The organism is Runella sp., assembly GCF_965279615.1.
GTDB lineage: Bacteria > Bacteroidota > Bacteroidia > Cytophagales > Spirosomataceae > Runella.
The window spans coordinates 3,756,226-3,769,185 of the sequence record NZ_OZ257252.1; the positions used below are offsets into that span (position 1 = coordinate 3,756,226).

Sequence of the window (12,960 nt, forward strand, 5' to 3'; positions counted from 1 at the left end):
TAACTATATCTTTCTATACATTCGTGATCAGGGTTTTGAGAAACCCTTTGAGTCCGGTTTGAGAACCGGACCTCACATCACGAAAAAACGTTTCTTCTAATCTTCAAACAAATTGCCCAAGCCGCCTAAAACAGAACCACTTTCTTTGCGGGATTGTGGACCATAGGCAGAAAGTCGGTCGACCAGTTTAGAGATCGGCATGGATTGAATCCAACAACGGCCTGTTCCCTGAAGCGTTGCCAAGAAAATGCCCTCTCCACCAAAGATCATTGATTTAAGGCTTCCTGAACGTTGCACACTAAAATTGACCGATGGCTCAAAAGCCACGACGCATCCCGTATCTACGCGCAGGGTTTCGTTGTTTAGCTGGCGCTCAATCACTACCCCGCCTGCATGCACAAACGCCAGTCCGTCGCCTTGAAGTTTTTGCAAGATAAAGCCTTCTCCGCCGAACAAACCGCTGCCGAGACGTTGGTTAAAATGGATACTCAGTTTTGTTCCCATTGCTGCGCAAAGAAATCCGTCTTTTTGTACGATCAACGAGTTTCCGTAGATATTCGCTAAGTTGATCGGCATTACGGTGCCGGGATAAGGCGCCGCAAAAGCTACTTTACGCTTGCCGTAGCCACGATTGGTAAAATGTGTCATGAACAGCGACTCGCCTGTGAGTAAGCGCGAACCTGCCTGAAAGATTTTTCCCATGAGACTTTGGGTGGCGCTGGACCCATCGCCCATTTTGGTTTCAAACTGAATACCGTCTTCCATAAACAGCATGGAGCCTGCTTCAGCGATAACGGTTTCGTTGGGGTCTAATTCGATTTCGACGATCTGAATATCCTCGCCAATAATCTTGTAATCAATTTCGTGTGAGTTCATACCTTGATTAAACTTGATTTTTTAAAATTTACTTAATGAGTTTGTTATTATAAACGCGTTTCCACTCCACACTCTTTCCACCAAAATTTATTAACAGGCCTATATAAATCTGATAGGCCTCCAGATAATTCATGGCTTGAGCTAAGTGTACATTCTCTAATTGGCTGACGGCCTTAATCTCCAGCATAATTTGATTTTCTATCCAAAAATCAACTCTACGAACTCCAATAACCTCTCCTCTATACGAAATTTTCATTTCTTTTTCAGATTCAAATTGAATGCATTGATGTCGAAATTCTACAGCTAATGCTCTGTGATATATCAATTCTTGAAAACCGTTTCCGAGAGAATTATGAACTCAAAACGCACAACCAATTATCTTATGCGTCAATTCAGCATTTTCCATTTTAATAATCTTTAAATAATCAAGTCTAATCAGGGTTCTTCGGGGTTTTCATTTAAATCATCGCGCGAACGGAGTTTTTTGTCGTCCACATGTTTATTCAAAAACTGATTGATCTTATCAATATCAATCGTGGACGTGATTTCGCCGAATGAATTGATTCGAATATCAAAGCCATCCAAATCTTTGTGTACGCGTGGCTTTTCGGCGCTTTCGGGAGGGGTTATTTTTTTCTTCGTCATATCCGTCGATTTTTTTACGAAAATAAGTACCTGCTGCACCATTCGCAACCCTATCTGACTAAACGGTGACTTTTAGATTTTTTTTGGTCAAAAAACAGGGCGAAAGGTTCACTGAAAAATTAGTATAAACTTGACATTGGTATTCAATAAAGCATGGTGGGGGCAGCTATCTATCCTCTTTTTTTGGGCAATAACCTTTATAATACTCTTACAGTTTGATTCCGTTTTTAATCCTCAAAACGATCTACTGCTACTGTTGTTGCCATTAGCTTGGGGAAGTATCGTGGGTACCCTTCCAACTTTCAAACCCGATTCAGTCGTAATAACGCCCAAAAATGTCATGCTGTTTGTATGGTTCAACAAACTCATTATCATCCCTTTGGAAATTCTGTGGTTGGGAAACATGATTCCGGTCGAAGCTTATTTTAATCAGGAAATTTCGACCGAAATTATCACAACAATTATTTCATTTGTGGCTTTTGTAGTGGGTTGGAATTTCTTTCCGAAAAAACAAGGTCTCCACACTATCGCTCCCCTTCATTCTCTAAAAATATGGGCCGGTGTATATTTCATTATTGCTTTTTTCTCAATTTTTCTGTTGTATGGTTCGCTCAGTAATTATTGGTCGGGGGCTATTTTTACGTATGTCACGCTCGAAATCGTTGAGCAAAATGCAAGTACTGCCGGCCTTCTGGCAAATATAGGACAACGATTTTTGCCTTTCAGTGTACTATTTGCATGGTATGAATGGCAAAAAAAGAAAGTCAGGATTTATAAGCTAACGCATATTGTCTGGCTTTTACTTTGTTTGGCAGGTACGCTGAGCAGCAATCGCTCGAACATGGCTTACCCACTTCTCATGCTTCTAAGCATTATGTGCATGGGTTGGAAAACGCGTTATGTATTTTGGTGGGCTTTACTGTTCTCTATCTCAATCATATTTTTATTTTTCTATGGCTATGTGCGTGTACAACCCTCGTTAGACACCGAAGTACTGGGAATACTTTTAGAAGACTTTCTGGACCGCAGGGAATACATCATTCAGGCACATCAACTCTACATTGGAAGTCCTTATCAAATCACGCCATTGCTTTCAATTCCTCCCTCTTCTCCTACGCTTTTGGCCTCTTTTTTAGAACCTGTTCCTATCATTGGAAAAGCATTTCGTGAGCAAAGCGGGCCGTATGTTTATAATTTGGCGTATCATGATTCTTTGGTATCGCAGGACAAGGTCATTCCCGTAGCAGGCGAATTATACTATAATGGAGGCTATTTCTTAGTGGCCGTTGGATATATTTTATTTGGAATAGTATATCGGTGGTTGGATGTTACTTTTAAGAAAAATGCAGAAATAAATCCACCTGTGGCGGCCGCTTTTTTCTATTTAGCGTTATTGTTCAGCGCCACATTGTTGCTCAGTTTGTCGGTATTGGTGCAGTTTATGGTATATAATGCCGCTCCTGCTTTGTTGCTTATTGCCGCAAATTGGTCGCGAATACGTAAGGCTTCCTAAACATAGTTGGTTATATTTGCATCCTCAATTTAGTCATCACTATCCCAATTTTAGTTGCTCACATGGAAAAAATCAAAGTCGCAAACCCCGTCGTTGAACTGGACGGCGATGAAATGACCCGCATTATCTGGCGTTTTATTAAAGATAAACTTATCCTTCCTTACTTAGACGTTGATATTAAATACTATGATCTTGGCGTTGAATACCGCGATGAAACCAACGATCAGGTAACGGTCGATGCGGCTAATGCCATCAGACAATATGGCGTAGGTATCAAATGCGCTACCATTACCCCCGATGAAGATCGCGTAAAAGAGTTCAATTTGAAACAAATGTGGAAATCGCCTAACGGCACCATTCGTAACATTTTGGACGGTACGGTTTTCCGCGAGCCGATTGTTTGCCAAAATGTACCTCGTTTGGTAACCAACTGGGACTCTCCCATCATCGTAGGTCGTCACGCATTTGGTGATCAATACCGCGCAACCGATTTCGTAACCAAAGGAAAAGGAAAATTAACCATCAAATTTGAAGGTGAAGACGGTACCGTTATTGAGCATGTTGTATATGACTTCAAAAGTGACGGCGTAGCGCTGGCGATGTACAACACTGACGAATCTATTCGCGGTTTTGCCAAATCATGCTTCCAAGTGGCTCTGCAAAAAGGATGGCCTTTGTATCTTTCTACCAAAAACACCATCCTGAAAAAATACGACGGTCGTTTCAAAGATATATTTCAGGAAATTTACGAAGCCGAATTCAAAGCGTTGGGCGTTCATTATGAGCACCGTCTCATCGACGACATGGTGGCTTCTGCCTTGAAATGGAATGGTAACTTTGTATGGGCATGTAAAAACTACGACGGCGACGTACAGTCGGATACCGTAGCACAAGGATTTGGTTCATTGGGCTTGATGACTTCCGTTTTGTTGACTCCCGATGGGCAAACAATGGAAGCCGAAGCGGCTCACGGTACAGTGACGCGCCACTACCGCGAACACCAAAAAGGAAAACCAACTTCTACCAACCCTATCGCTTCCATCTTCGCCTGGACACGCGGTTTGGCTTTCCGTGGTAAATTGGATGGCAACCAACCACTTATCGACTTCAGCCTTGCGTTGGAAGAAGTGTGCGTGGAAACCGTAGAAAGTGGTAAGATGACTAAAGATCTGGCCGTTTGTATCCACGGAAACAACGTAAATCACGGTGAGCATTATCTTTATACTGAAGAGTTTTTGGATGCCATTGATGCTAATTTGAAAGCAAAATTGGCGAAGTAATCATACGTAGAGTAATAAGGGAAGGGTGAGACAAATGTCTTACCTTTCCTTTTTTTAAAGAACAGGTTCGCTTTTATGGAGTCAACGATGGTAAAAAGCATTCGCGTATTTCTGCTCTGCACTTTCTGCTTTCTGCTTTCTGCTTCTTTCAACTCGTTGAAGGCCCAACAACGGCCACAAGGCAGTTTTTTGACCGATAGCATTCGGATCGGGAAACCATTTCAATACGCACTGAGCTTTCGCCATTCACCTAAGATCGAAGTTTTCTTCCCGGATACGAGCGCGGATTTTCGCCCTTTTCAAGTCACTAAATCTGATTATTTTCCTACCAAGACCAATGAATTAGGCAGTTTAGACAGTGCTGTGTATACATTGGTTTCGTTTGAACTGGATAAGACCCAAACGCTGGAAGTCCCTGTTTGGACATTGGCCGGCCGCGACTGTACTGCCGTTTATTCCGACAGAGATTCTATTCATTTAAAGGAGCTCATCAAAGATGGTGCCTTAGACACACTGGGCCTAAAAGCGGATACACAAATCATCCCCCTTCAAAGTCAGACCAACTTCCCCTTCATGCTTCTTGTTTCTCTGCTTATTTTGTTGATAGGAACGGGGGTTTATTTACTTTTTGGAGAAACACTTACCCGACAATGGGAGTTATTTTTGATGTTTCGACGCAATCGGGAATTTCAGCGAAACTTCTCTCGTCTCACTCGGGACGTAAACGGCAAAAAAGGCATTGACAATGCCGAAAAAGCCGTTATTCTCTGGAAAATGTACCTCCAACGTCTGGAACGCAAACCGTATGCCACCTACACGACCAAAGAGATTACGGATAATTTGTCTAATCAGCAATTGGCAGGTGCGCTAAAATCCATCGACGGTGTAATATATGGTGGTCTGGCCTCCTACGATACTGCTGACTCTCTCAACGTATTGCGCGATGTAGCCACCCAAAGCTACCGAAACCGCCGCGTAGAACTGGCGCAGGCTACTGCGGCTTCAGCGCGGAGGTAGAACGCATTGGCTTTTGACAGTGTCGGGTGTATTCCTAATTATTTTCCCTTTGGAGCTTTATAAATGCTCATCATATCCCTATTGCCCTCAAAATCCTGAATTTGCTGAATACTCAACCCATCAGGGTCAACAAACCGCAAAGGGTTCGCATTGGCGTAAATATAGGGAGAAAAACGCCGTGCGATTTCAGCCAACGGGTCCATTTGCCAAAAACGGTTACCGATGGTTGGATCACTCTTTCTTGCCCCAAAATCATAGAGATTAAGACCAAAATCACTCTGTTGTTCATTTTGGCTAAATTTGAAATAATCTGGCGTGGCAGGTTGAAAATCAACCCCTTGCAAACTAAGACCAAAAGGCGAATAGTGATTCTCCTGCGTGATCACAGGTGGAGCACCTGCGGTAAGGCTGTCACGAAAAATGAGCCGCAGGTGGCCTAAATGGTCGATGTAATTATACTCATATTTATTATTGATAATGCGTCCTTCTTCGTGGGCGATTTGGTAGAGCGAACCGTTTTTGTAGATAAACTCGCCGGTATAGTCCCATGTTTCACCGGTGGAATTTTGCTTGCGCAGTTTTTGGCCAGAGGCCGTGTGATATTAATATGAGCGGTAACTATTTAGATAAAGTAAATAACTCTACCTCCTTAGGAGCCCTCCATTAAATTCATAATAAAACTCCTTTTTCTTTCTCTGTCATTTATTATTTTCTCTATGAAGTCCCCCCATTTAAAATCTGTTTCATCTATATATTCAAATGGCGGCACATTTAATTTTGATTCTGGTAGAGAATACAGGAATTTAACAAGCACTTCATTTCCATTCATAAGATAAAATTTATTTTCAATTTTACTTGTTTCTTTAAGCAATACTCTATGAAGATCCGTAATTAAAAACATTTCATCTCTATATAAAAAATAAAGATTATTTTCTATTACTAATAAGGCAGACAAGATACCAGAAATGAATTTATACCAACCATTTATTTTCGGGTTTGAAGTGTCATTTATTTCGTTTTTTGATTTGTAATCAAAAAATTTTGTCGCGTAATCAAAATTTCGTAAAAGTATCATAATAGTTTAAAATTTCAAATCTTTACCTCCAGGTCTAGTAGCACTATTTATTATATCATCCCAAGATTTACCTTGTTGCCTTAAATAGTTTATTGAAGGACCAAGCTTATCTCCATACTTTTGGAGGTTCCTTTCATAAATTTGCTGCAACAAATTATCTGGAGTAAGTGATTTATATTTTACTCCTAGCTCTCTTCTTAAACCATGTAAGGCCTTCGCAATTTGTTCGGATGAACTTCCTGTGACTCTCATGTTTTCTGCAATTGATGCCAATCCTTTAACTTCGGCTTCGTAGGCTGCTCTAAGAGCAGGTATCCCCTTTGCAGCTACTACTACCTCATCTGACAAACTCACTAACGATTTAATCCATTTTCCAACTTTTAAGAAACCGAGTAGTGTCTCACCAACAATAATCTCGGCACCAATATATACTCCCTCATGTCCAGCTTTTTCTTCGGGTGTAAAATTTGAACCAAATTTTTGGGGCTCAGTAGGCTTTATTGTTGCATTTTGTTGGGCCGCTGGCCGCATGACTCCGCTGGGATAGTACCCCTGTTTTTCTTTTTCATCTCCATCTTCCCCTTTCTCCTCGGGGGCTTTGTAAATACTTACCATATCCCCCTCATTGATGGAGAACATGTTACCCTCAAAATCCTGAATTTGCTGACTGCTCATGCCATCCGGATCCACAAACCGCATGGGATTGGCATTGGCGTAAAGATAGGGAGAAAATCGCCTTGCGATTTCGGCCAACGGGTCAATTTGCCAAAAACGATTACCAATAGTTGGGTCGGAGAACCTTGCCCCAAAATCATAGAGATTTAGGCCAAAATCGTTTTGCTGCTCATTTTGACTGTACTTATACAAATCAGAAGTTACGCTCTGGAAATCAACCCCTTGCAGACTCAACCCAAAAGGCGAATAATGATTCTGCTGTGTAATTACAGGTGGAGCACCCACCGTAAGGCTATCACGAAAGCTTAACCTCAAATTCCCCAGATGGTCAGTGTAATTGTACTCATACTTGCCATTGGCAATCCGCCCCTCTTCGTGGGCGATTTGATAAAGCGAGCCGTTTTTGTAAATAAATTCGCCGGCATAGTCCCATATTTCACCCGTAGAATTTTGCTTGCGTAGTTTTTGACCATCGGCACCATAGTGATACTTTACCCAACGGGAAGCCGTTAGCGTCAACTCTTTCGGTAAGCGCAAAAAATTGTACTCAATCTGGGTAATGTCTTTGTTGCCGTCTTTTTTCAGGTCTCCGTTAGGCCAATAGTCATAATCATCCGTACCCGTATTTCGGTCTCTGAAATCGCCCACGTCTTGGTTGCCACTAATGGCATCGCTCACGTAGGAGAGTTTGTTGCCGGCACTGTATACAAAACTCAACTGATCCATACGGCCAAAGCCGCTGCCGCCCAGCCAACCGTTTTGCCACAATTGGGTCAGGTTGCCGTTGGCATCGTATTCGGCTTTATCCAGACTGAACTCCTCTTTTCCGCCGCCGTAAGTAGCTTTGCTTAGACGGTTAGCGTGGTTATAAGAATACGTAAAATGCCGCGCGGTAATTCCCCCATTGGAGGTTAGTGAGCCCGTCAGCCACAATTGTTTTCTTAGGTTTCCGTCAAAATACGTACCATCGGCTTCGTAGTGCAGCGAGAGGGCAAACAGGTCGTTTTGGGCGGCATTGAGCGAGGCTACGCCGTTGGGCGCGTTGATGCCCGTCAGCCAACCGCGCAGGTGGTAGTCGTAGTCAACGGTTTGCAGCGCGTCGGTGGTGCCGGTACCCGCACCGGGCACGATCTGCGCCAGGTAGCTGCCGAGTTGGGCAGCGTTGATGAGCGTGCCGTTGGTGAGTTCTAGTTGCCGCGTGGCTTCATCGGTAGTAGCGGGTGCCGGGTTGGCGGGGCGCGCAATGGCACTGAGGCCCGAGCTGCCGGTTTGATAACTGCCGCCCGGCCCAATCTTCTTTTGAATCAATTGGCCGCGCTCATTATAGCGGTAGTTGGCAATCTCTTTTTCTACGCCGTTGAGGCTATGAAAATACGTGGTCCTGCGGCTGGCGTGGTCGTATTCGTAGCGGTGGCGCGTCACTTGGTCGGGTGCACCCGAACGGCGGTGGGTGGTTTGCGTTTGTTGAATTTCACCCGCGTGCAGGTAAGCATTGTCTACGCGGTCAGTACCGTACGACGGTCCGGTACCAAGGTGGTTTTGTTGGTGGCTCTGTACTACCCGTGCCTTATCGTCGTAGTAAAAGGTACTTGTCAGAAAGCTGTTGTTCTCCAAATACCGCACCTTTTTGCCCGTCAGCAGCCCCGTGGCATTGCCGAAGTCGCCGCCGTAGCCGCTCTGCGCGGTATAGGCGTGATCGGCAGGTTGCCACGCGTCGTAGGTATCGTAGTAGTTTTCGGTTTGGAGATCGCCGGCCATGATCGCAAAAGGAAAAGAAGATGTGCCGGCGGTCTCATACGGCGTGGGGATGTTGTCAAACTGCGCTTGCAGGGTTGAGCGGTCGGCGGTGTTGGTCAATACTCCCGTTCTGAATACGCGCCCGTGAATGTCGTATTGCGTAAACTGCCACCGATTGTCGGTGCGCTCATTTTCGTCCTGCGTCAGCACGAGGCGGTCGAGCACATCGTACACCGTGTACGCCCATCCCGCACCGGGCAGGTGTTTTTCGGTGATGCGCCCCCGGGCGTCATAGCGATATGCGTAGATGCCTTCGCGGAAATAATCGCTGTCTTCCACAAAACCCGTTTGTGCCTCGTGGGCTTTGGGCGGCACCACGTAGCGCAAGCGCCCCAACTCATCGTAAACGTAGGCGGTATAATAAAACGTGGGCGCTCCGCCGGCGGTCACGTCTTTTTGGGTACTTCGCTGCACTACGCGACCCTGTTTGTCGGTGTAGACAGCGGTGTAATGGCCCTGTTCGTCGATGGTCAGGTTTTCGGTCAGGGTATAAAAGGCATACCCGCCGGTGGCGGCCGCTCCCGTGGGTGTCAGCTCGTAGCGCCGCGCCTGAGCGCCCCCCAAGCCGTACTGCGTATCGGTGAGTCGGCCGGCGGTGCGCCATGCCTGTCCGGGGCCGTAGGTGGTACGGATACGGTCGAAGGGCGAGCCGTCAAAATCCTGATGCTCGGTATAGGGGTAAGCGTCGCCCTGCACACTGCCGGGCAGGGGCGCCAACGCGCCGTCGCCGGCGTAGGCAAAGGGCAGGTAGGTACGTTTGGGTCGGCCGATAAGATCGTAGGTTTGGGCGTTGGTCACGATGTCGGCGGAGGCATCGCCGGCGGCGCGGTGCAGCACCGTTTGCAGGGGTCGACCCAGCCCGTCCACGTACGCAAACTGCCCGACACGTTGGGTATAATCCTCTGGCAATGATGCCGATGCAACGCGCGGCACGTACTGTTTTACCACGTTGGGAGCATAGCCGTACCGATACGCCTGTACAATATTTCCCTGATGATCTTTGCGGTGCAGAAACCGCCCGAGGGCGTCGTATTCGTAGCTGCTCTGCACCCCGCGCGGATGGGTGGTTTGGGTCAGGCCAAACAGTGAATTATGTACATAGGACGTGTACTGCGACTGATTGCTGCCGTAGGCTTGGGTGCTGCTTTGCAGCAGGTGATTGGCATAATATTCATAGTGGGTCACGGGGCCGCGCTCCAATTGTTCCTCGGAAAGTTCGGCGAGGCCGTTGTAAGTAAAGGCAGCCCGCCGTTCGTATTGGTTATCAAACACCACATCTCCCGCTACATACGACGGAGCTACACTCACGCGCTGCGGTACTTTCAGGGTCCAAACGGCCGAGGGCAACGCCGCCAGAAAGTTACTGCCGACCAAAAAGGAACCGTAGTGGGTCAGGGTGCCGCCCGTTGCCAACATGGTCGCGTCGGTTTCTCCTGCTTTTTTGAGGTACGTCAGGCGCTCAATTTCGGCATTTTGGTTGCGGTCTTTCATGGTTTTGAGTACCGCTGCCGTGCCCGAGAGGCTCCCGCTGAGGTCATAGTCCAACACAAATCGGCTTGTGGTGATCAAACTGTCGCCTTTGCTGTCGACGGTAGCCGTGCGAATGGGTTGGGTGTGATTGGCGGTATACCGGTAGCGGGTGGGCAGGCTCAATTCCTGCGTACCGTCGAAGTTGTATTGGTATTCCTTTTTCTCCAGCAACAACAGGCGGTATTCGTACAGGTTATACGGCGTAAAAGCCACCGAATTGTTAGGGCTTTGCGTAACACAGGCGGGACAATTGTCCTGCACAAACTGAATGGCGGGCGCCGTTGTCAGCACCGAAGGGCTTTGCAAACTGCGGTACGTGTATTCGGTCTTGCGTTGGAGTTGGTTGTTTTCGTTGTAATGTTCCTCCCGTTCGAGTTTACCGTTGACCGCATAATACAGGCTCGAAGTAGCGGGAATGGGATAAACACCCGCGCTGATACTGCCAAACAGGCTCGAATACTGCGCGGCAAGGTAGTAATAGTCGCTGCGCCCGCCGCCGGCACGGGCTACGCTCACTTTACTGTACGCAACGGATGACCCGTTGACGGCCGCAATATCGGCATACAAGTCACTGCCGATGAGTTGCGACGTTTGCACACAGGTAGGATTGAACGTTTGCAGCGCACCGCTCAACGACAGGCCGCTTTGCACATAAGTGCCCCACGCACTCGCATTGATACTGCGGCGATAACCGGCAGTGGGGTAAGGCTGAAACGGATTACCGTAACTGAATGTTCGTACTTCCGGCACCCCGGCCGTGGCATGATCAGCGATCTGTCGGATGCGCAGTCCGCCTTTATAACTCAATCCATTCAACTCAAAATGCGGCTCAAACGTAAAAATCGTGTAGCCGCCGGTGGGATACGTGATCTGCTGCAAATGTCCCGCTTTCATATACACCCAATTGGGGGTACGATTGCACGTAGTTAAGGCAGGAGCCGCTTGATCCTGAGGGATAAGGCTGTTGTTTTGGTCCTGCCCGTTGTAATACCCCCAATGGTCGCGTTGGTAAGAAAGGCGGCGCGGTAAGGCCGTCGATTCGTATTGAAAACTGTAAGCAGGTTTGCTGAGGCTATTGTCACAGCTTTTTTCCTGCACTGAAAGCAACCGTAAGCGTTTGAGATCAGTAGTGCCGGCATCCGTCGGAGCCTGTAGATCGCCGCCCGTACTGCCGGGGCTTTGGTAATGATCATAGGTAAGGAAAAAACGAATACAGGAAGCGGCATCGCCAATGGCACGTACCTCAATTTGGTCGAGTCGTTTGCTTCCCTCTACGTCTTCGCGGTTGGTATTGGCACCAAAAACAACTTCCTGCCCGCTGCTGTACACGCGGGTAAGACGCTGCCCTTCTACCTGTGTCGTGCTGATACGTTCATTGGACGCCGGGCCGTTGTAAGCGTTGTCGGTGACGCAGAAAATTCGCCTTTCACCGTTGAGATGGCGAAAAACGGTTGTTTCAGGCGCGTATTCCAACCGAATGTGTTTTTGGCGGTCGGCACTTTCGATTTGGGTCAAATACCAACTCGACCGAAACGCCGCCGTATTGCCCAAGATAGAAACGCCCACGTCAGTTTTGGAGACTTCATACGCGTTGTTTTGGCCAAAATGGTAGCGGGTTCCGTCGGAAGTGGTCAGGATAAAACCGTCAAACTGATAGGTATTGGCATTAAATTGTACTTCTACCGCCATGTCCTGTTGGGGAATGAAGTGGGCTTTGTGCTGCGCATCAAAGAAAAATTTCCCCGTCAGACCGCCAACGTTATAGGTAAACCAATCGGGTTCGGTATCGTTGATACCCAAGGCAGCGGCCACAAATTGATCCGAAGCCCGCAGGGCGTCCGACGTTGAGGTGCTGCCGGTAATATAGGGCAATGCAGGATACCCTCCATAGTGATAATAACCCGTTCGGTCACTGTAATAGGCCGTAAACGGCACGGCTCCTTTATTGCCGCCACTCCAACTTTCATCGGGACCGCCGCGCACCTGCCGGCTGATGATTCCCCCTGCATTGAGCACCCAATTGAGTCCGACCCAACTTGCCACCTCTCCTACCTTCACCCCTGCGGCATGGTATTGCAGTGAAAGGAACAACTGCAAATGTGCTTCGCTGACGGTCGCAATGGGAATGGAAATCTGAGGCAGACCATTGTTGAAATTGACGGGCATATCGGCAAATTTTCCCAAACCGGCAGCGTTCGGAGAAGGAACCGACAATCCGCTCAAAAATTGATTGGGAGCATTTACAACCGCCGGAAAAGCCGTGTCCTTGGGTGGTTTTTTCAGGGTGTCTGAAACCAAACCGGGAGCCCGAGCCGAGGTACTGAATGGAATAAAAAACAACAACAATTGGTATATTTCATTCATAGGATTACAAGAGTAAATAGAGCAAAAAAAATGCAGGGGTAACTGCCATTGCTTTCTAAGTTGGTGCCCTGAGAAGCGTTACAGACAAAACAAGGCAGTAACTACAGCGCATTAACGCGTGTATTTATTGACATTTCAGACCTGTATTTCTCAAATCTAAAAAAAAGAATTTGAAGAATATACACGTT

Annotated in this window: 8 protein-coding genes and 1 pseudogene; 3 read left to right on the plus strand and 6 right to left on the minus strand. The window is 47.0% G+C overall.

Annotated features, from left to right (window positions below; all coding sequences use genetic code 11):
- Positions 1-96 precede the first annotated feature (96 nt).
- The 3 genes and pseudogenes from ACQY73_RS15860 to ACQY73_RS15870 form a co-directional block, all read right to left on the minus strand.
- Entirely contained in the window at positions 97-876 is a 780-nt protein-coding gene (locus ACQY73_RS15860) for a TIGR00266 family protein (RefSeq protein ID WP_428667794.1), read from the minus strand.
- 28 nt (positions 877-904) lie between these two features.
- Positions 905-1,222 (minus strand): annotated as a pseudogene (locus ACQY73_RS15865) (GxxExxY protein); the annotation flags it as partial.
- An 89-nt stretch (positions 1,223-1,311) separates the two neighbouring features.
- Positions 1,312-1,521 carry a hypothetical protein gene (locus tag ACQY73_RS15870; RefSeq protein ID WP_428667796.1) on the minus strand — a complete coding sequence of 70 codons (210 nt, stop codon included), beginning with the start codon at positions 1,519-1,521 and terminating at the stop codon, positions 1,312-1,314.
- A gap of 130 nt (positions 1,522-1,651) precedes the next feature.
- On the opposite strand from ACQY73_RS15870, the gene ACQY73_RS15875 reads away from it, so the two are divergent.
- The 3 genes from ACQY73_RS15875 (at position 1,652) to ACQY73_RS15885 (ending at position 5,331) form a co-directional block, all read left to right on the plus strand.
- Positions 1,652-3,034, plus strand: a complete 1,383-nt coding sequence (locus ACQY73_RS15875) for a hypothetical protein (protein WP_428667798.1) — start codon at positions 1,652-1,654, stop codon at positions 3,032-3,034.
- Positions 3,035-3,096: 62 nt separating this feature from the next.
- Entirely contained in the window at positions 3,097-4,314 is a 1,218-nt protein-coding gene (locus tag ACQY73_RS15880) for an NADP-dependent isocitrate dehydrogenase (protein ID WP_428667800.1), read from the plus strand.
- 75 nt (positions 4,315-4,389) lie between these two features.
- The gene (locus ACQY73_RS15885) at positions 4,390-5,331 is read left to right on the plus strand and encodes a hypothetical protein (protein ID WP_428667802.1); all 942 of its coding nucleotides are present in this window, start codon (positions 4,390-4,392) and stop codon (positions 5,329-5,331) included.
- Between the two features lie 38 nt (positions 5,332-5,369).
- Here ACQY73_RS15885 and ACQY73_RS15890 read toward each other — a convergent pair whose 3' ends face one another.
- The 3 genes from ACQY73_RS15890 to ACQY73_RS15900 form a co-directional block, all read right to left on the minus strand.
- A complete protein-coding gene (locus ACQY73_RS15890; RefSeq protein ID WP_428667804.1) occupies positions 5,370-5,717 on the minus strand; it encodes an RHS repeat domain-containing protein in 348 nt (115 codons plus the stop codon).
- Between the two features lie 263 nt (positions 5,718-5,980).
- The gene (locus tag ACQY73_RS15895) at positions 5,981-6,406 is read right to left on the minus strand and encodes a hypothetical protein (RefSeq protein WP_428667806.1); all 426 of its coding nucleotides are present in this window, start codon (positions 6,404-6,406) and stop codon (positions 5,981-5,983) included.
- A 6-nt stretch (positions 6,407-6,412) separates the two neighbouring features.
- A complete protein-coding gene (locus ACQY73_RS15900) occupies positions 6,413-12,772 on the minus strand; it encodes an RHS repeat domain-containing protein (RefSeq protein WP_428667808.1) in 6,360 nt (2,119 codons plus the stop codon).
- Between the last annotated feature and the right edge of the window lie 188 nt (positions 12,773-12,960).